17 protein-coding genes and 1 rRNA gene are annotated in these 20,526 nt (G+C 50.3%); 17 read left to right on the top strand and 1 reads right to left on the bottom strand.

Annotation, left to right across the window (positions count from 1 at the left end; translation table 11 throughout):
* Positions 1–306: 306 nt before the first annotated feature.
* The 3 genes from EDC32_RS07205 (at position 307) to EDC32_RS07195 (ending at position 3,357) form a co-directional block, all read left to right on the top strand.
* The gene (locus EDC32_RS07205; RefSeq protein WP_132221039.1) at positions 307–1,734 is read left to right on the top strand and encodes an RtcB family protein; all 1,428 of its coding nucleotides are present in this window, start codon (positions 307–309) and stop codon (positions 1,732–1,734) included.
* A gap of 74 nt (positions 1,735–1,808) precedes the next feature.
* A complete protein-coding gene (locus EDC32_RS07200; RefSeq protein WP_132221994.1) occupies positions 1,809–2,225 on the top strand; it encodes a BrxA/BrxB family bacilliredoxin in 417 nt (138 codons plus the stop codon).
* A gap of 40 nt (positions 2,226–2,265) precedes the next feature.
* Positions 2,266–3,357: a glycine-rich domain-containing protein gene (locus EDC32_RS07195; RefSeq protein ID WP_132221037.1), complete on the top strand. Its 1,092-nt coding sequence runs from the start codon at positions 2,266–2,268 to the stop codon at positions 3,355–3,357.
* A 44-nt stretch (positions 3,358–3,401) separates the two neighbouring features.
* On the opposite strand, the gene EDC32_RS07190 is transcribed toward EDC32_RS07195, so the two are convergent.
* The gene (locus EDC32_RS07190; RefSeq protein ID WP_132221035.1) at positions 3,402–4,118 is read right to left on the bottom strand and encodes an alpha/beta hydrolase; all 717 of its coding nucleotides are present in this window, start codon (positions 4,116–4,118) and stop codon (positions 3,402–3,404) included.
* 322 nt (positions 4,119–4,440) lie between these two features.
* Between EDC32_RS07190 and EDC32_RS07185 the strand changes: the two genes are divergently transcribed.
* The 14 genes from EDC32_RS07185 to EDC32_RS07120 form a co-directional block, all read left to right on the top strand.
* Positions 4,441–5,847 (top strand): amino acid permease, encoded by a 1,407-nt coding sequence (locus tag EDC32_RS07185; RefSeq protein WP_132221033.1) that lies wholly within the window; start codon positions 4,441–4,443, stop codon positions 5,845–5,847.
* 174 nt (positions 5,848–6,021) lie between these two features.
* Positions 6,022–7,971, top strand: a complete 1,950-nt coding sequence (locus EDC32_RS07180) for an AMP-binding protein (RefSeq protein WP_132221031.1) — start codon at positions 6,022–6,024, stop codon at positions 7,969–7,971.
* Positions 7,972–8,249: 278 nt separating this feature from the next.
* On the top strand, positions 8,250–8,960 hold the full coding sequence (locus EDC32_RS07175) for a sigma-70 family RNA polymerase sigma factor (protein ID WP_102993239.1): 711 nt from the start codon (positions 8,250–8,252) through the stop codon (positions 8,958–8,960).
* A 25-nt stretch (positions 8,961–8,985) separates the two neighbouring features.
* The gene (locus EDC32_RS07170; protein ID WP_132221029.1) at positions 8,986–10,020 is read left to right on the top strand and encodes an anti-sigma-I factor RsgI family protein; all 1,035 of its coding nucleotides are present in this window, start codon (positions 8,986–8,988) and stop codon (positions 10,018–10,020) included.
* Between the two features lie 105 nt (positions 10,021–10,125).
* Complete coding sequence (locus EDC32_RS07165) at positions 10,126–10,392, top strand: AbrB/MazE/SpoVT family DNA-binding domain-containing protein (RefSeq protein WP_022736964.1); 267 nt, start codon at positions 10,126–10,128, stop codon at positions 10,390–10,392.
* Positions 10,393–10,634: 242 nt separating this feature from the next.
* Entirely contained in the window at positions 10,635–11,408 is a 774-nt protein-coding gene (locus EDC32_RS07160; RefSeq protein ID WP_132221027.1) for an enoyl-CoA hydratase-related protein, read from the top strand.
* A 15-nt stretch (positions 11,409–11,423) separates the two neighbouring features.
* Positions 11,424–12,218, top strand: coding sequence for an enoyl-CoA hydratase-related protein (locus EDC32_RS07155; RefSeq protein ID WP_132221025.1), 795 nt, complete (start codon positions 11,424–11,426; stop codon positions 12,216–12,218).
* Between the two features lie 312 nt (positions 12,219–12,530).
* Positions 12,531–13,703 carry a Leu/Phe/Val dehydrogenase gene (locus EDC32_RS07150; RefSeq protein ID WP_132221023.1) on the top strand — a complete coding sequence of 391 codons (1,173 nt, stop codon included), beginning with the start codon at positions 12,531–12,533 and terminating at the stop codon, positions 13,701–13,703.
* Complete coding sequence (gene pdhA / locus EDC32_RS07145; RefSeq protein WP_246026888.1) at positions 13,700–14,779, top strand: pyruvate dehydrogenase (acetyl-transferring) E1 component subunit alpha; 1,080 nt, start codon at positions 13,700–13,702, stop codon at positions 14,777–14,779. Before EDC32_RS07150 ends, pdhA begins: the two co-directional genes overlap by 4 nt.
* Positions 14,776–15,756: an alpha-ketoacid dehydrogenase subunit beta gene (locus EDC32_RS07140; RefSeq protein ID WP_342774497.1), complete on the top strand. Its 981-nt coding sequence runs from the start codon at positions 14,776–14,778 to the stop codon at positions 15,754–15,756. Before pdhA ends, EDC32_RS07140 begins: the two co-directional genes overlap by 4 nt.
* A 15-nt stretch (positions 15,757–15,771) precedes the next feature.
* Positions 15,772–17,016, top strand: coding sequence for a dihydrolipoamide acetyltransferase family protein (locus EDC32_RS07135; RefSeq protein ID WP_132221019.1), 1,245 nt, complete (start codon positions 15,772–15,774; stop codon positions 17,014–17,016).
* A 223-nt stretch (positions 17,017–17,239) separates the two neighbouring features.
* A complete protein-coding gene (locus EDC32_RS07130) occupies positions 17,240–18,610 on the top strand; it encodes a cytochrome ubiquinol oxidase subunit I (RefSeq protein WP_132221017.1) in 1,371 nt (456 codons plus the stop codon).
* Positions 18,594–19,634 (top strand): cytochrome d ubiquinol oxidase subunit II, encoded by a 1,041-nt coding sequence (locus EDC32_RS07125; protein ID WP_132221015.1) that lies wholly within the window; start codon positions 18,594–18,596, stop codon positions 19,632–19,634. Before EDC32_RS07130 ends, EDC32_RS07125 begins: the two co-directional genes overlap by 17 nt.
* A gap of 819 nt (positions 19,635–20,453) precedes the next feature.
* Positions 20,454–20,526, top strand: a 23S ribosomal RNA gene (locus tag EDC32_RS07120); the annotation flags it as partial.

The raw sequence follows: 20,526 nt of genomic DNA, 5'->3' as shown, positions 1-20,526 counted from the left end.
GGATGTCACCCTCGGAGCGAACTAGCTCCGGGGGTTTTTTGTGTGATTAAATGTTTCAAAAGTGGATGCACGTGGAAAATCAGAGGGGAACATGTGGACGTTCTTCATGGGTAACCGTAGTTTTTGAAAAAATTTTTTTGACTCGCCGGCCATTTTACTTTTAAAAAAATCATCGGAAAATATCGTTCTTTACAAAAGATCGCGCATAATTATTCAAATCGCCGGTTGCCCCTTACGCGATAAGCCGGGCTCAGGGGTTTCTCCCCCGTCTGGTCGCAGTGGCAACGGGTGCAAAGGGGAAAAGGTATGATTAAACATCATGGAAACAATCATCGTGAACTGTCATTGGCGCACGGCACATTACATGTGTTTGCCAATGATGAAGTATTCGCATCCTTGGAACAACGCGTTTACGACATGGCTGATAACAATTTGCGCATTCCGCGCAATGTCTATATGAGCTATACTCCCGATGCTCACGTGGGGGTGGGTACGTGTATCGGAACAACGGCGGTCTGGAACATGAAGGATGGATTTGTCTCTCCGTCCATCGTCGGTTCTGATATCGGCTGCGGCATGAGGGTGCATCTGACACCGCTTACCAAGGACGACATCCAGTCGAAGTCGTTGCGGCGTGAAATGATTGAATCAATTGAGAAATATGTACCCGTCAACGAACGTCAATCTTCGTCCTATAGCAATATAGAGGTGGAAAAGGTGGTAACTGAGGGGATTGAAGGCCTGCCGGTCTCCTACATCCCCGACGAAAAGCCGTCGAAAAAAAGCAGATCCCTCACTCATGTGGAACATGCCAAGTTTAAATTTGTCAAAGATTACTTGTCCGCCGTCCCAGATAAGATGTGGGCACGCGCTTGGCAAACGATCGGGACATTAGGTGGCGGCAACCATTTTATCGAAATTCAAACCTTGGAAATCAATGAAGCGAAGCGTGATATCGCCGCCAAGTGGGGGATGTTTGACGGGCAAGTGGTGGTAATGATCCATTCCGGCTCTCGTGCTTGGGGTGGGATGATGGGGAATCAGTACACCCGCGACTTTCGCAACGCGATGGATTTATGGGGAATTGAGAATCCTGATCCTACCTTGGTATACGCACCGATCCAGAGCGCTGAGGGACAACGCTACATCAACCTGATGTATTCGGCTTTGAATTATGCAGTCGTCAACCGTCACATGATCGCGTTTGGTGTGCGCCAAGGTTTGAAAGATGTGTTTGGCTCCGCCTTTGAGATGCCGGTTCTGTATGATTTGATGCACAATTATGCCCTGCAAGAGTTTCACCGCAACAGAACGATGCTGGTACACCGCAAGGGGACGACCCGTGCTTTGCCGGCCGGTCATTTCCTCAACGCCAAACCGTACAAAGAGACGGGTCATCCTGCACTCATCCCCGGGTCGATGGGAACGGCTTCTTACATTATGGTCGGGGAAAAGGCGGGAGAAAAGAATTTCTATTCGATTTGCCATGGAGCGGGCCGTGTCCGCTCGCGCAAAGCGACCAAACAGGTGGTTACGATCGACCAATTTGCCCAGTCGATGAGAGTAGGTACGGAAGAAGAGATTATGGTGAATCAACGCACGTTGCGCGACATCTTGGATGAATGCCCGCAGGCGTACAAAGATGTGGATCAAATCATCGATTCTGTCGTTGGCGCAGGTCTAGCTTCGGTTGTGGCCAAATGTCATCCCATGGCCGTGATCAAAGGGATTTAAGTTCCAGCTGGGATGGGATACAATAAGGGCAAAGGAGGGAAGAGCAAGTGACTGAAAACTTCTACTTGCAACAAATGCAGACAATGGTTCAACATATGCGCGATGAGTTGACTTCGATCGGTGTGAAGGAGTTGCGTACCCCTGAAGAAGTGGATGAGGCGCTGAAAGGGGAAGGTGCCAAAGGGACCACCTTGCTCGTGATCAACTCGGTGTGCGGCTGTGCGGCCGGTCTGGCTCGTCCTGCCGTCGCGCTGTCGTTGAAGCATGATAAAGTTCCCGATCATTGGTATACGGTGTTTGCCGGCCAAGACCGCGAAGCGACGGAGCGGGCCCGTGCCTATTTGGTAGGTCAACCGCCGTCATCTCCGTCGTTTGCGTTGTTGAAAGACGGCCAACTGGTACATATGGTTCACCGTCATGAGATTGAGAATGTGCCGCTTGAAGAGATTGCGGCCAATCTGACCAACGCTTACGACAAATATTGTGATTGATGTGAGGACTCCCCTGTTTTTCCGGGGAGTGCTCTCTTTTTTGAAAGCCCCAGGACGAGGGAGCCTTGACAGTGAAAGCGAAAGGGTGGTTCATGTGGAGGGAGTAGCGTTTATATTACTGGCCTTTTTCATTGCGATTATCATTTTGGTCAATGCGCTGTACCGCTCAGCTAAAAAGCCCCGCCCCAGCCAGTCGTATATTTTGCCCGACTTGGGGATGCAAGAACACAGTGAAGAGTTTGCGCAGGAATTGAAAGCACTCATCGATCACCTGGACAACGCGTTAGATGAAACCTATGTGGCGCGTGTAAAGGAACGCGTTTTCCGCGAGCATAAAGTGGGTTTGACCGAATGGGAAAATCGCTGGTTTGAGTGGAAACGGTACTTGGTGATGACCGCGCTGTTGAAGAGTGTTCCCATGTACAGCCGGGAAGTGGATGAAGTGTGGCATGAGATGCTGATGTTTACCCGCGAATACGAAGATTTCTCACGCCGTTTCTTAAGAACCACTTTGCATCACTCCCCAAATGATGGCGATCAAGCGCCTGACCCCTACGAGCGGGCATGGTTTGATGTGATCTATGTTTGCCTGTTCAAACCGACCAAATACAGTTCGCAAACATGGGGCGCCTTTTTGCGTCACCCGCTTCGCCGTGAGCTGATCTGGGCGTTAAAGGAAGATGATGTGGAAGAGATTGCGAGCCGCTATTTCAATACTCGTACTCAAGAACAGGTACCGCATGTGGCTAAGCTGGTTTCATCCTTGATCGTGTATCTGAAAGGGCAATTGGCCAAAATTGATGAGGTGGTCGCCAAAGAGGGACACACGGTGACGAAATTCAAGCGTTACCGTAAGAGCTTGGTACCGCAATCGAATGAAGCGTTGCTCATGTTGACAAGCGTCTTGTTTTTATCCGCTTATCATGATGAAGACTTTGCAACGCAACTGGCGCGGCTCCAATCACCGTCCGCGAAAGCCCATCATTCGAGCTCCGGCTCGGATGAGTTTGGATGTGCCAGTATCGACAACGGGGGAGATTCTGGGGGTTCGGGCGATTCTGATTCCGGGAACTCCAGTTGTTCGAGTTCCAGCTGTTCCAGTTCCAGCTCTGGTTGCGGCAGCTCGTCTTAATCAAAAAGCCATGACAAGTGAGTAAACTTGTCATGGCTTTTTTGTTATTGCCCGAAAAACAGGCGCAAGGCACGGGGCAGTTCACGCTGCCAGAATCCCCATGTATGGTCTCCCTCTTCCTCGTAATAGGCCACTTTTGCATTTTTTTCAAGCAAATGGCGTTTCATTTCGCGATTGCGTGCGACCAAGTCAAGGGTGCCCATATGTGTGGGAACCGCAATCTCCGACAAGCCGATCGATTGATAAATCTGAAGGTGTGAGAGGCTGGGTTGCCGCATCACTTCATCAATGGTTTGTTGCAGGAATGCTCCTGACTGGGATAAAACGCGGGAACAAACATCAGGATATTGAAGCGCCAAATGCAATGAGACGGTGCCACCAAGAGAGGAGCCGCCTATCACCAGGTCATCCCGTTTCGGACTGATGGGGTAACGGCTCCGCACCAAGGGAAGCAATTCTTCAACCACCATGCTCATATGCGACACTTGCCGCTCTCCGATCGGCGAATATTCGCTGGTGCGGCGCTCTTTGTTCACCGGAATCGCCATCATGGCGAAGGGTGTAAGTTCTCCGGCTTCGATCAATGGCGTCGCTTGGGTGACGATGCGGCCCAAGTTGAAATAATCGGGCCCGTCATGAAGCACCAGCAGTGGCAAGTCGGTCAATGTTTCGTGGCCGGGAGGCAGATAAATGAGGATTTCTTTGGTTTCATTCAGCCAGCGGCTCGTTACCAATTCTTTCTTAATGGTGCGTTTTGCCATGTTGTCTCCGCCCTTTTCTGCATTGATTGTATACAGGTTCGTATTCAATGAATCGTGTCAAAATAGCTTTGATCGCTATATGTATTCAATACTATACCCTATTTTTGAAGTGATTTCCTGTTGATTATTTATTTGGTTGTCGTGTATATTTATACTACGAAGCGATAAAGTTTTAATATAATATATTCTCTACGAAAGGGTATAATAACGACGAGATAAAGGAATTGTTGGAGTTGGATAAAAATGAACCTTTTCTTTTTTTGAAAAAAATTATAATATCGACATATGATAGATTGCGTTGCAGTGACGAGGAGGAGGATTAATGCACGAAACTAATCAGCAGCAAGAATTGAAAAGGACAATGAAAAGCCGCCACTTGTTTATGATTGCCCTTGGGGGTGTGATTGGAACCGGGTTCTTTTTGAGCACGGGATATACCGTGGGGCAAGCCGGTCCATTTGGTGCGGTATTATCTTACCTCATCGGCGGTTTGAGCATGTACCTGATTATGCTATGTTTGGGGGAATTGGCTGTCGCCTATCCTGTTGCAGGATCATTCCAAGACTATACGACGAGATTTATTAATCCAGCGACGGGTTTTACGATCGGCTGGCTGTATTGGCTCGGCTGGGCGGTAACTGTGGCGCTCGAGTTGATCTCGATCGGAATGTTGATGGATCGTTGGTTTCCTGATGTTTCCCTGTGGGTATGGTGTTTGGTGTTTGGAATTATTCTGTTCGTTGTAAACGCTTTCTCTGCAAAGGGCTTCGCGGAGACGGAATTTTGGTTTTCCAGCATTAAAGTGTTAACGATTATTGTCTTTATTATCCTGGGTGGAGCGGCAATGTTCGGCTTTATCACGTTGAAAGGCGGAGAAGCTGCTCCGATGCTGAATAACTTTACGAAAGACGGCTTGTTTCCCAATGGATTTGGTGCGGTCTTGATGACCATGTTGGCAGTAAACTTCTCATTCCAAGGAACCGAATTGATCGGGATCGCCTCGGGAGAAAGTGAGAATCCTGATAAGACCATCCCACGGGCAATCAATCAAACCGTCTGGCGTACGATTCTTTTCTTCGGTCTGGCGATTTTTGTGTTGGCTGGCTTGATTCCCTGGAAAGAAGCTGGTGTGATGGAAAGCCCGTTTGTCGTAGCATTTGAGAAGCTGGGCATTCCTTACGCTGCAGACGTAATGAACTTCGTCATCTTGATGGCGCTGTTGTCTGTTGCCAACTCCGGATTGTACGCGACGACCCGGATGTTGTACTCCTTGTCACACAATGGCATGGCAAGCCCAATATTCGGCAAAGTGACCAAAAAGGGTGTGCCGCTAAATGCGTTGATCCTCAGCATGGGCTTTGCCTGTCTATCCCTGTTGTCCTATCGTTTCGCAGAAGACACCATTTATATGAGCTTGCTTTCCATCGCCGGAGTGACGGCGGTGCTGGCTTGGATGTCGATTGCCGCATCCCAATTCTTCTTCCGCATCAAATATGTGAAAGAAGGTGGGAAAGTGGAAGATCTGAAATTTAAGACTCCGCTGTTCCCGATTGTGCCGATCTTGGCCTTTGTGATCAACTTGGTGGTTTTGGTGAGCCAGTGGTTTGATCCTGCCACCCGCAGTGCGATCACCTTCGGTGTGCCGGCGATCATCATCTGCTACATTGTGTATTTCTTGTTCTTCAGAAAAAAATTCGCCGCATTACAAGCACAGCGGGTAACTGAATAAATTGATTAGGCAAATCGCCTTCCCAATGCGTAGCACTCCCTGGTATGCAGACAGGGGGTGTTTTTTGTGTGTGATTAAAGACTAAAATCATTCAATATTGTGATTTTTCAATTGGAAAGTTAAAATGAATGTACAACGAGCCCTGATATTTCATGTGGGAAATGGAGTGGTACCATGTATAAACCGGTTTGGTTTCCCAAGCGGGAGATGATCGAGCAGACAAGGCTATATCGTCTGATGCAGAAGTTGGGGTATGAAGATTATGATGCATTTTACCAAGCGTCAATTAAGGATATTGGTTGGTTTTGGGATGAAGTAGCCAAAGACATGTCGCTTGCTTGGACGGTACCTTATACAAAAGCAGTCGATTTGGAGAGAGGCATCGCTTGGCCGCGCTGGTTTGTCGGGGGGAGGTTAAATATTTCTGTCAACGCGCTGGATCGGTTTGCGGAAGATCCAGCCAGACGCCACCAGCTTGCCCTGATCTGGGAAGGCGACGACGGCGCGACGGAAAAACTGACGTACCGCGAATTGTTGCGCGAGGTGAACCGTTGCGCTCGCGGGTTACGTGAATTGGGCGTCCGACGGGGTGACCGGGTTGCGTTGTATCTGCCCATGATCGTGGAGAATGTGGTGGCGATGCTGGCGATTGCCCGGCTGGGCGCGATTTTCACCCCGTGTTTTTCCGGTTACGGCGCGGAAGCGGTGGCGACTCGAATGCAAGGCTGTGAAGCGAAGTGGCTCATTACGGCGGACGGTTACAAGCGCCGCGGAAAGACAGTGGCGATGAAAGAAGAAGCTGACCGGGCTGCGCAATTGTCTCCATCGCTTGAAAAGGTGATTGTGGTGCGGAGGCTGGGGAGAGAATGTCCTTGGCATGATTCGCGGGATGTAAGTTGGGATGAGTTGATGAAAGAGATGGAACCGCTTCCACCCGTTGATACCGATGCCAGTGAGCCATTGATGATCATCTATACTTCTGGCACCACGGGCAAGCCGAAAGGAACGGTTCACACCCACAGCGGTTTCCCGCTCAAGGCCGCATTTGATACGGGGTACGCTTTTGATGTGGGGCCTGGAGATGTACTGTTCTGGGTGACGGATATGGGTTGGATGATGGGGCCGTGGATGGTGTTTGGCTCTTTACTGATGGGTAGCACCATGCTGTTGTACGAAGGCACTCCTGACTATCCCCAGCCAAATCGGTTGTGGCAATTGGTCGCGCGGCATGGGGTGACGCACTTGGGCATCTCCCCAACCTTGATCCGTTCTTTGATGAAAGAAGGGGAATCGTGGCTGGAAGGAAACGACTTAAGCTCGCTCCGGGTGTTCGGCTCCACGGGCGAACCATGGAATCCAGAGCCGTGGATGTGGCTGTTTGAGCAAGTGGGACGAAAGCAGATCCCCATTTTCAACTACTCAGGCGGAACAGAGGTGTCAGGGGGCATCTTGGGTAATCACTTTTTCAAACCGATTGCACCGTGCGGTTTTGCCGGCCCTTTGCTAGGAATGGATGCCGATGTGTGGGATGAACAGGGAAACCCGGTGCGCGGCGAAGTGGGCGAACTGGTGTTGCGTCAGCCTTGGGTCGGCATGACCAACGGCTTTTGGCAGGATGACGACCGGTATGAAGAGGCGTATTGGCGGCGTTGGCCCCAAACATGGGTGCATGGGGATTGGGTGGCCATTGATGAAGAAGGGCAGTGGTTTATCACGGGGCGTTCGGACGACACTCTCAACATCGCCGGCAAACGAATGGGACCAGCAGAAATGGAGTCGGTACTGGTGGACCATCCAGATGTCTTAGAAGCGGCCACCATCGGTGTTCCAGATTCGGTCAAAGGCGAATGCGCGGTGTGTTTTGTTGTGTTAAAAGTGGAGCCGGATGCGGGAGAGGACATAGAACGGGAGTTGATTCACTTTGTTGGCGAGAAGATGGGGAAAGCGTTGAAGCCGAAACGCGTTCTTGTCGTTGACGAGTTGCCGAAGACACGAAACGGCAAAATTTTGCGCCGCGTCATCCGAAGCGCCTATCTGGGGCGGGAGATCGGGGATTTATCGTCTTTAGAGAATCGTGCAGCTGTTGAAATCATACGAAAAATGGGAGATAATCATACAAACTGAAGAACGGTCTATAGGGGTAAAATATTTAAACACAGAGGTTTCTGTTCGATTCATTTTTAAATAATTTTAAAAATCGTTGGTTTCCTGTTAAAGGGAACCAATTTCTTTTATCCTGACCGAATATAAAAGGGTTGATTATTTTATGTTTTTAAAAAATCTTTCTTTTAATTAGTCAAATATGTGGGCAAACATGGTAAAATGATCTTGCTTCCGCGAAGAGAGACACAAAAAAAGGGAAACGATGCGAATAAATAGATAGGGAGAGGTGTCGGTATTGCATGTTCCGGGGAACTACAGATTTAGAAGCACGTGTGTTACAGGTGCAAACTGCTCACTCTCCTGAACAGAGAGACGATTTGTTGCGTGAATTGGAACCTCACGTTCGTCGAATCGCTTCCCGGGTTTGCCGGAGAGTGATAACGCAGCAAGATGATGAGTATATGATTGCTTATCGGGCGCTGGATGAAGCGTTGGAGAAATTCAAACCTGATTTTAATGCTTCATTTTTATCCTTCGCTTACAAAGTGATCCAGCGCCGCTTAGTCGATTATTTCCGTCAAGAGGGCAAGCATCATCGAGTGTTGCCGATGGGCGGGACTGGCACACGGGCTGATGAAAACCAAAATCAAGAACTTGTATCCGTATCCTTTGAAAGGCATAACAATGAAGAGTTGGATCGCATGCGCAGGATGGAAATTGAAATTTTCATCAAAGCTCTAGCCAAATTTGACATCAGCTTGAATGATTTGGCCAAGAAAAAGCCCAAGCATCGTGACACGCGTGAAAATCTCTTCCAGATAGCCAGACAGCTTGTAGCGGATCAAAGCTTGCTACATAAATTTTATACACAGAAAAGACCTGACAAAGAATTGGCTAAAGCTTTAGGTATGCATCGCCGAACGCTAAGCAGGCACCGCGATTATTTGATCGCGTTGACGATTGTTCGAGTGGAGGATCTTGGTTTGTTGCGAAGTTATATTGGATTGTGACGGGGAGAAAGGGGGGGCGGACCTTATGCACAAAGGAATTATAATGGAAGTGCAATCACGGCATTGGATTGTGCTCACCCCAGAAGGCGATTTTATCAAAGTACCAAGAACCAATCCTTCCTTATTGGTTGGGGAGGAAATCACTTTCCAAGCGACGAAGCGCAATCGCCGGAGGCTTGTCCCGGCATTTGTCTCCGTTGCAGCCGCCGCCGTACTGGGGATGTTTTTCGTTTTGCCGCAGCTGGCTCCAGATCAGGTTGATGCTCAAACATACATTTATGTTGATGTGAATCCGAGTGTGGAAATAGGCATAGATGAAGAGCGCAATATAGTGGAACTCCATCCGCTGAACAAGACAGCCAAACAATTATTGGATGGGGAAGAATGGAAAAAAGAGAGCCTCAACCAATTCGTTATCGATTTCTTAGGAAAAGCCAAGCAACACGGCTATGTACAACAAAAAGACCAAGTGGTGTTGTCCGGTTATAAAGAAGAGAAAAATAGTGAAGAAACGCTGGATCATCTCAAAACGATCCTGGACAACAAGAGCAAGCAGGAAAATTTGCAATTGGAAGTACGATCATTAGTCGTTCCCAAAAAAGTGAAAAGCAAAGCAAGCCAATTCGGCTTATCTCCTGTGAAGTACGCTGCTTGGCTGATAGCTAAAAAAGAAGGCAAACAATTGGAAGCTGAAGAGATGGAAGAAACGCCATTGACAGAGCTGGCGTTGGAAGTGCCGCCGGTTTCTGAGATGTTAAGTAAACCAGAAGTGTTGCCGGAGATTGTGGACATCATCGAGAAAGAACAGCCGAAGGCAACCGAGACGAAACAGGAACCGCGCACGACAGATGAGCCGAAGCCACCGGCCACAACGCCAAACAAGCAGGATGAACCAACACAAGAACCGCAACCTGAGCCGAATAACGAGCAGCCTGAGCAAGATCATTCGGGTACGGGTGACACAGGCGGGACAAATCAACCGCCAACGGATCACAATACTAATACGGACACATCACAAAGCACCGACACAAACACTGGATCGACGCAAAAGACGCCATAGCACATTACACCGTCCGATACCAGCCTAGTCCACGGCAAGGCTCGCATTTTCAGTTGCAAGCTGACACCTCCCACCAGCTTCAACAGAAAAGAGAGGGGCCAACCTATGAAGGGAATCGGGATCGTTCGGAAAGTAGACCACCTAGGACGCATCGTTTTGCCCAAAGAACTTAGGGATATGATGAATATCAATCCCCATGACGGGGTGGAAATATATGTTGACAATAATAGTATTGTCTTAAAAAAATATAACCCCACATGCGTCTTATGCGGAAACGCCGATAAACTCTTTTATTTCCGAGAAAAAATCATTTGCGAAGAATGCGTTGAAGAAACCGCCAAATATGTGTTGGCATCCGGAGAGCAAAGATAAATGGCAAGGCATCCCTTTCAAAGGGGTGCTTTTTTCATGGTGCCCAGAAGCACAAGACTTTTGTACTGTGATGCTGGACAGCTGTTGTGTAACAAACTGACAAACAATCGCTTGTTTGGTAAAATAAAATCGTATCATCAGAAAAGAGAGTTTTTTTAAAAAAGTTTATTTGTAATCGCTTCCAACATATCAAAGCTGGATAAACACCAGATTGGATGTATGGAAGATGGAGGAGGGACAAAATGAGCGAAGCGCGCATAATGGTTGAAACCAAAGACCATGTTGCATTGCTCCGTTTGCACCGGCCGCATGTGCTAAACGCCTTGAACCAAGCATTGGTGAAACGGCTGGCTGATCTGTTGGAAGAGTTGGATCGGGAAGACGGGGTGCGCGCGATTGTCTTGACTGGTGGAGATAAAGCGTTTGCTGCTGGCGCTGATATTCAGGAGTTGGCCAGCATGGATGCGGTCGACTTTGTTAACCAGCCTTATTTTGCCGATTGGGAGCGCATTCGTCGGGTTGCTAAGCCGCTCATCGCCGCAGTCAAGGGATATGCCTTGGGTGGTGGGAATGAACTCGCCATGTGCTGTGACATGATTATCGCAGGAGAGTCGGCCAAATTTGGCCAACCGGAAATCAACATCGGCGTGATGCCGGGGGCGGGCGGTACTCAGCGGTTAACCAAGGCGATTGGCAAAGCGAAGGCCATGGAGCTGATTCTCACCGGCCGGATGTTGACGGCAGACGAGGCGCTAGCTTGGGGCTTGGTCAACCGCGTTGTGCCGGATGCGCAGGTAGAGGAAGAAGCATTGGCTTTGGCCGGGGAGATTGCTCGGAAGCCTCCTATCGCCGTCCGTTTGGCCAAGCAGGCGGTCAACCGAGCGCAAGAGTTGACCGTAGAGCAAGGATTGCAGTTTGAGCAACATGCGTTTTACTTGCTGTTTTCTTCGGAAGACCAGCAGGAAGGAATGAAAGCATTCATGGAGAAGCGCAAGCCCCAATTTAAGGGGAAATGAGGGAGGAACCAGATCATGAGTGAAGCGACGGTGTTACTGAATAAACAAGACGGCGTAGGGGTAATCACCCTCAACCGGCCGAAGGTGTACAATGCGATCAACCAGCAATTGAGCCGGGAGCTGGTGGATGTGCTACAACAAGTGGCCCAAGATGATGACATCCGGGCTGTTCTGATCACTGGGGCCGGCAAAGCGTTTTGTTCGGGACAAGATCTTGGAGATCGGTCCGCCATGCAGAAAAAGGGAGACCATTTCGCCTTGGGGGACAGTGTGCGTGAGCGGTACAACCCTTTGATTGAAACACTGTCGGGACTGGACAAGCCGGTGATTGCGGCAGTGAATGGTGTAGCGGCAGGAGCCGGTTGTAGTTTGGCTTTGGCTTGCGATATTCGTTTTATCACGCCATCAACCCGGTTTGTTGAAGCGTTTGTGCGCATCGGCTTGGCGGTTGACAGTGGTTCAAGCTATTTTCTGCCACGTTTAGTAGGCTTGGGCAAGGCGTTGGAACTGGCGATGAGTGGCCGGGATGTGGAAGCAGAAGAAGCGCTCTCCATCGGCCTGGCAGAGCGGATGGTCGAAGAGGGCAAATTGTTTGATGAGGCGTTCGCGTTTGCTCGGCAATTGGCTGAAGGTCCCACAGTGGCTATTGGTTTGACGAAGCGGGCGATCATCCGCGGGATGGAGTCTAGCCTCAGTGAGGCGCTGGAGTTTGAGGCCGAGGTGCAAGAGTTGGCTGGGCGCACACACGATTTCCTGGAGGGTGTGCAGGCATTTGCGGAAAAAAGAAAACCACAATTCAAGGGAAAATAAACCCTTTGCCAGCACAGTGTCATATGATGGATCAACAAGAAACTTTTGAAGGGGCGTGTTGATTACCCATATTCAACATACGGACGGAGGCGGGTTTTGTGTTTGCATTTCTAAGTCTTTGTCTGGGAGTTGTATCACTTGCTGGGCGGAGACAGCGGGCAACCAGGGTAGAAGGATCAAGACCCGCTTTCTCCCAGCAGCAATATCACTTGAATAACGTGCTCCCGGTGATTTTCGCATGGGAAACCGGCTTCTGTTTCACTGGCTAATCAACATGCATGACTTTGAATAATAAAGTGGAGATGGTTGATCATGGGGAGTCTGAAAATGGATCACCTTGAGCTAAAAGAGAAACGGGCGGAAATCGCCCAGATGCGTGATGTTTTCGCTCTGATGGAGGAACACGGTCATGAGCAGGTGGTATTTTGCCGGCATGCGCGTACGGGATTGAAAGCAATTGTTGCCATTCACAACACGACATTGGGGCCGGCCATTGGCGGATGTCGAATGATTCCTTATGAAACAACAGATGAGGCGCTGGAGGATGTCCTGCGTCTTTCTAAAGGGATGACTTATAAATGCGGCTTGGCAGATGTGGACTTTGGCGGGGGGAAAATGGTGATTATCGGTGATCCCGCAGAAGATAAGTCTCCGGAGATGTTCCGAGCGGTCGGCCGGTTTGTCGGGGGGTTAAACGGCCGGTTTTTCACGGGTACGGATATGGGTACCGAACCAGAAGATTTTATTCATGCTGCCAGAGAATCAGCATCTTTTGTCGGCCTGCCTCAGTCCCATGGGGGGAGCGGAGATACTTCGATACCGACTGCGTTGGGCGTGTTGCAGGGCATGCGAGCCATTGCAGCGCATCTGTGGGGAACGCCGTCGCTGGCAGGGAAGAAAGTGGCTGTGCAGGGAATCGGCAAAGTTGGGAGCAAGTTGGTGGAGATGTTGTTGGAGGAAGGCGCGTTGGTGGTTATTGCCGATTTATGCGAAGAGCGTTGTGCGGAGTGGAAACAGCGGGCGCCAGAACAGGTTGAGATTAGTCAGGTTGATGTTATCCATCAGGTGGACTGTGATATTTTCGCGCCTTGCGCCCGGGGCGGGATCATCAACGATCGCACCCTTGACGAATTGCAGTGCAGAGCTGTAGTTGGCTCCGCCAACAACCAACTGGAGGAGGATCGACATGGCGATCTTCTGCATGTGAGGGGTATTTTGTACGCCCCTGATTATTTGGTGAACGCAGGAGGCCTGATCCAAGTGGCTGATGAGTTGGAAGGCTACCAGGCGGAGCGCGTCTTGGCCAAAACCAAAGCAATTTACGACATGGTGCTTGAAATATGCGAACGTTCCAAAAGAGAGAATATTCCAACATGTCGTGCCGCCGATCGCATCGTCGTGGAGCGGATGGAAAACATTGCGGATTTGCGCAGAATGATTCTCGGTTATGACCGCAATCAAAACAGAAAGGTGGGACGCGGGTGATCGGTCAATTGAATAAAGAGATGGTGCAGTATGTGACACCGGAAGGGGATTTGACCGAGCAGGGCCGCTCCTGCTGGCGGGCGCTTCCTGATGAAAGCAAGCTTCAGTTTTACCGTTGGATGACAATGGTGCGGCTGTTTGACCGCCGCGCCGTTCTGTTGCAACGCCAAGGTCGGATCGGAACGTACGCCCCATTGGAAGGACAAGAGGCGGCCCAAGTGGGCAGCGCCTTGGCCCTTTCCCGAGCCGATTGGATATTCCCCAGTTATCGTGAGCATGGGGTGGCGATGGTTGCCGGCATGCCCTTGTCCCAAATCTTCCTGTACTGGATGGGGCGGGTAGAGGGATGTGAAGCGCCGGAAGGTGTCCGATTGATGCCGCCGTATGTTCCGATTGCGACCCAGATTCCACAGGCGGTTGGTGCAGCTTGGGCCGCCAAGCTCAAAGGCGAAGAAAGTGTGGCTGTGGCTTACTTTGGCGATGGGGCGACCTCTGAAGGGGATTTTCATGAGGGATGCAATTTTGCCGGTGTGTTTCAAGTGCCAGTCATCTTGTTTTGTCAAAACAATGGGTATGCCATCAGCGTTCCTTTCTCCAGGCAATCAGCGACCGAAACCGTAGCAGAAAAAACGGCAGCCTATGCATTTGAAGGCGTCCGTGTGGATGGCAATGATGTTTTGGCCGTATATGACGCGATGCGGCAAGCCGTGGCGAAAGCGAAAACGGGGGGTGGGCCGACGCTCATCGAAGCGGTCACATACCGCAAAGGTTCCCATACCACGGCAGATGATGCCAAACGATATCGACCTGAAGCTGAAGTGAAAGAATGGGTTGAGCAAAAAGATCCGCTCCAGCGTTATGTACGGTTGCTCAAAGCGGAAGGGTTGTTGTCCGATGCGGACGAGTTGGCCTGGGAGGCAGAATGTAAAGAGCGCATCGACTTGGGCATTCGTGAGGCGGAATCGGCTACCCCGCCCCCAGCAACCCATTTGTTTGAGCATGTTTACGCCCAGATGGGTCCCAACGAACGACGGCAACGGCAACAATGCGAGCAAGGCGGTGGGCAAGTGGGATGAAGCAATTAACATTGGTGCAGGCGATCAACGATGCATTGCGGGTGGCCTTGGAGCATGATCCACGGGTGATTGTGCTTGGCGAAGATGTGGGTCGCAACGGCGGAGTGTTCCGAGCAACAGAAGGGCTATGGGAAACTTTTGGCGATGATCGTGTCATTGATACGCCGTTGGCTGAAGCGGGTATTGTCGGCACATCGATCGGCATGGCCATCAACGGTCTAAAACCAGTGGCTGAAATCCAGTTCCTGAGTTTTATCTATCCAGGGGTTGAACAAATCATCACCCATGCCGCTCGGCTTCGTACCCGCACGCAAGGAACCCATCCGGCTTCGTTGGTGATTCGCGCTCCGTATGGCGGTGGGATTCGCGCTCCGGAATTGCATTGCGATTCTACAGAGAGCCTCTTTGTTCATATTCCGGGATTGAAAGTGGTGACTCCTGCCACTCCGAGAGATGCCAAAGGGTTATTGCTGGCGGCGATCAACGATCCAGATCCGGTCATTTATTTGGAACCGATGAGGCTGTATCGGTCGGTGCGGGAAGAAGTGCCCGAGGGGTGGTTTGAAGTGTCGCTGGGCAAAGCACGCAAAGTGCGCGAAGGTGATGAGCTCACCGTGATCGCCTGGGGTGCGATGGTGCCAGTCGCTTCCGAAGCGGCTCAACAGTGGGAGAGACAAGGTGTCTCCTGTGACGTGATTGATCTGCGTTCCTTGTATCCGCTGGATGAAGAAACCATCATTGAATCCGTCAAAAAGACGGGCCGGGTAGTGATCGTGCACGAGGCACCGAAAACGGCGGGTCTGGGAGCGGAATTGACCGCTTTAATCAATGAACAGGCCTTTCTCTATCTGGAAGCTCCTGTTGCACGGGTGACAGGCTATGATGTTCCGGTGCCGATGTATGCGTTGGAAGATGCATTCCGCCCTGATGTGAAACGTGTTTCCCAAGCGATTGAACAAGTGTTGGCGTTTGAATAGAAGGAGGGAGCTTGGATGTCGTTAGCCTTTCGCTTGCCGGACATCGGTGAAGGTGTGGCTGAAGCCGAGGTGGTCCGCTGGCTGGTCAAACAAGGAGACGAAGTGGAAGAAAACCAACCTGTCATAGAAGTTCAGACTGACAAAGCTGTGGTAGAATTGCCGGCACCCGCAAGCGGCAAAATGGCGGAATTGAAATGGAAAGAAGGCGATGTCGTCCCTGTCGGTGAGGTGCTGTATGTGATCGGGACGGAAGCGGGGCGAGAACAGGAACCGAAGGAAGTTCCGCACCAACCGAATGATTCCCACTCCAACGCATCGCCACCCGTACCGCAAAAGAAAAAGCGCGTGTTGGCTGCTCCTTCGACACGCCGGCTTGCCCGTGAGCTGGGTGTTGATCTGACTGAAGTTAAAGGGACGGGAGCCCATGGGAGGATTACTGCCGCGGATGTGCGCAACCATGCTGCTATGCACGGCGAACAATCAAGCGTGCAGGTGGCGCAGGCGGAGAGTTCGTTGATGGTGCCACCAACTATTATGCCGACCCCAACGGAAACCGGCGAGTGGAGCGAAACCGGCTTGTCCCCGTTGCGAAAGGTGATCGCGGAGCGCTTGCTGTTTTCTGTGACTCGCAAGCCGCATGCGACGCACTTCGCCGAATTGGCGGTGGATGGATTGGTAGAGTGGCGCCAGCGCCGCATGGCAGAGAGAGAAGAGGGTTCACCTCGCCTTTCCTATCTAGCCATCATCAGCAAGTTGGTCGCGCACACCCTAAAGCGCCATCCTCAATTTAACGCCCACTTTATAGAAGAGACGCAAATGGTTCGGCAGTACCATACCGTTCATTTGGGGATTGCGGCCGATACGCCCAAAGGGTTGTTGGTTCCCGTATTGCGGCAGGTCGAACGGAAAACGATGGAGCAATTGGCGCGGGAGCTTGATGAATTGACTCAAGCGGCGCGGGCAGGGAAGCTGTTACCGGAGCAGATGAAAGGGAGCACTTTCACGATCAGCAATGCAGGGGCGCTTGGAGGGACTTGGGCCACTCCTATTATTAATCCTCCGGAAGTGGCGATTTTGGCGCTTCATCCGATTGAACAAAAACCGGTTGTGAAAGAAGGGCAATTGACTGTAGGCTGGCGGATGAACATTTCATTGAGCTTTGACCATCGAGTGATTGATGGGGCTGATGCCATCCGGTTCACCCAGACACTTGAAACGTTTACGAAAGACCCCGGACGGTTGTTGCAAGAGCTGATATGACAATCGAATTGGTTATCGTGAGGACATCGCCTTAGCTGCCAAGGCGGTGTTTTTTGCATGTATAATGAGTTGTCGATTCGCGCATTCGAGGCAATGCGGTCGTCCCAAGGCGCGCCAGTCAACTTTATCAGAAAGGACATGGACTGCCATCCGCTTTTGTATAAAAATGAGCGGACTGCCAAGAATAAGGTTACATTATTTGGCAGAAAGGGCGGTTGTGTCAATGGATACAGTTACGCTGGCGCGCGCTTTTTTTGGGACATCCCTGGCATTTCACATCATTTTCGCCACACTGGGGATCGGGATTTCGGCAATGGTGTTTCTCAGCGAATTTCTTTATTGGTGGAAAAAAGATATTCATTACAGTGTCATGGCCAAACGCTGGACCAAATCGGTCGCCATTTTGTTGGGCGTGGCTATTCCCAGCGGAACCATCGTAGCCGTGCAGCTCAGCTTGTTATGGCCCGGATTTATGAAAATTGTGGGTCAGGTTATCTCAGTGCCGTTTCAGGTGGAGATTTTCGCCTTTTTCCTGGAGGCATTGGCTTTATCTATCTATGTGTATGCAGCTGATCGTTTGCCCCCGGCGTTTCGAGTGGTCTCCGTGTTCCTGGTTGCATTGGGAGCCACCGCTTCGGCTGTGTTAATCACGTCAGCCAATACATGGATGAACACACCCGCCGGTTTTACCATGCGAGCGGACGGTACGATTACGGACGTCAATCCGTGGAAAGCATTTTTTAACCCTAGCTTTTTCGGTAGCGCTTATCATGTCGTGGTTAGTGCCCTGATGACCGGGGCCTTTGTCGTGGTGTCGGTCGCTGCGTATCGTTTGTTAAAAAACAGGAAAGAAGAGGAGCGGAGCGTTCACCACAAGGCGTTGCTCTTGTCACTTGTCGTCGCCTTCATTTTCTCTTTTCTTACGGCTATGTCTGGACATGGTTCAGCACAAAATTTGCACCGTTATAGCCCGGAAAAGTTGGCCGCAGCCGAGGGGTTGTTTGAAACCCAACGCTATGCGCCGTTGGCTGTGGGTGGGTATGTCGATTATCAAAAAAAAGAAATCCGTTATGGAGTAGAGATTCCTTACATGCTGAGCGTGTTGGCGGGCGACCGTTTTGATACGGAAGTGAAGGGATTAAATGATTTTCCGCGTGAGACATGGCCGCCAGCTTATACGCACACCCTGTTCAATGTAATGGTGGGATTAGGCATGTTGTTGCTGGTGTTGGCCGCACTGGGATTGTTTGTTTATTGCCGTGGGAAACGCGGCGGACAGAATTGGCCGGAGTGGTTACTACGGTGTTTGGTCGCGGCGGGTCCGTTGTCCATGATCGCCATTGAATTCGGTTGGATTTTTAGTTGCAGTGGCCGACAGCCATGGACCATTTATGGCATTCAAACTACAGCCGAAGCAGCTACCAAAGCGGAAAATTTGGGCGTGTTGTTTGTTCTTTTCACCTTGGTCTATCTTTTCTTGGCCACAATCGTAGCTGTAGTAATGACCCGCTATTTCCGTCGCCATCCCTTGGTACAAGATTTACATCGGCTTAACCGAGAGTTAGGAGTGAATGCCCATGGTTCAACCCATTGAACCCTCTGTCGCCATTCTTGCTGTTTGGGTTGTACTTTATATCTACAGCATGGCGGGCTCCATTGATTTTGGCGCCAGTTTTTGGGCGATGGTCTACGGAAACCAACAAACGCAAGCGGGCAAAATCGCCAATCGATTCTTATCGCCGACATGGGAAGTGACCAATACCATCTTGGTTTTATTGGTGGTCATGGGTGTTGGCTTTTTCCCCCGGGCAGCCTACATGCTAGGCAACGTTTTGATTGTTCCGGTCAGCGTCATTTTGCTATTGATCACCATCCGCAGTTCCTTTATGGTCTTCGCTTATTATGTAGAAGGATATCAGCGGTTGCTCCAAGCGGTGTCCGGGATTACAGCGCTGTTCATCCCCGCCTTGTTGATCAGTGCGCTGCCTGTCACGCAAGGCGGTTTTGTCCAAAGGGCAGATGGGCGGGAGCTGCTTTTGTTTGACAAACTGCTAACCAGCCCGTCGGTTTATCTGTATATCCTGTTTGGTTTGACTTCAGAATTGTTCCTGGCGGCACTCTTTTTGGCAGACTACTCGAGGGAATCGGGGGATGAGGAAGCATACGCCGCATACCGCAAGCATGCGATTGTGTTCGGGCCGATCACGTTGTTGGTGGCTGTCTTCACGCTGTACACATTGGAACCGGAAGCGTTTTGGTTGTTGAAGCGCCTGCAAGAATTTAAGGTTTGGTATGTGTGGTCGATTCTTGCATTTTTAATCGGGTACTTGGCGCTATGGTGGAAGACGCCAGAGGGAAAAGTGGGCCGGCCGAGAGTGGCGGTCATCGCTATTGCCATCCAATATGCTATCGCCACTTTTGCTTATGGAGCGGCACATTTGCCATATATCATTTATCCGTATTTGACTGTTAACGAGGCGTTCACACAAATCAACACTTTTTATTCGTTGCTAAAAGTGTTTACAATGGGGCTGGCTATTTTGTTGCCCGGATTTATCATTTTTTGGAGGCTGTTTATGAAAGACAAGCGCTATTTGCAGGGAGAGAGACGCCCCTGACTTGGAGTGGATGGCTACTGTGACCCATTTTAAGTTTTCTCCATTAAACTAGCCGTATGGCGGAGTCAAATTCCTGCTTCCTTTTATAGAGTAAGGTAGAGCATATAAAAGGAGGCCAAAGGGGAATGATCAGAACATCTGAATTGACACACTCCCAAGTGAGTCAAATTCTTTTGCGTCCAAACCGGAGAGAGGAGTTTAACATTCGTTTGCGCCGTGGCGAAATCGCTATTGTAAGATGTGGCCGGTTGAGGTTCCGTCCAAGAATCGTTGGATTGCAGCGTGGGGAGATGGTGAGGATCCGATGTGGAAACAGCTCCGCAAATATCACCTGTGGACGTGGAAGCGGGTCCACCCGAACAATTTGGTTGAACCGGGGAGAATCCGTTATTTTGGTATGTAGAAGAAGGAGAAGAGGCGGAGGAGGAAGAGGTAGACTTCTCGAAAGTGGTGGAGCCAATAGTGTGGTGAATAACTTATAAGCGCGGTTCAGACTGGTGGATGGGCCACAGCCTTTTCTGTTTCAAAGGTTGTGGCTTTTATCATGCGCAGAGTATACTTGGTGACGGAGTGAGATTGCGAAAGTCCCATTGCTTTGTACCGAGAAAAAATTTATAAAAAAGGGTTGCATTTATTTTTGAACCGTGGTACATTATTACTTGTCGCCGCGACGCGGTGATAACAAAGAGAGACGCACCTTGAAAATTAGATATGGAATAAAGCAACGAGGTTAAGAAGGAGATCCTTCTTAGATCGTCGATGTTGCAAATCACCGAGGAGATACCGAGCGGCATAGTGATATGCCGGATAAACCTGGTAGGTTAAGCTACTAAGGGCACACGGTGGATGCCTTGGCGCTAGGAGCCGATGAAGGACGGGACGAACTCCGATA

It is taken from the genome of Laceyella sacchari, from assembly GCF_004343255.1.
Lineage (GTDB): Bacteria > Bacillota > Bacilli > Thermoactinomycetales > Thermoactinomycetaceae > Laceyella > Laceyella sacchari.
This window is presented reverse-complemented; position numbering and strand designations above follow the sequence as displayed.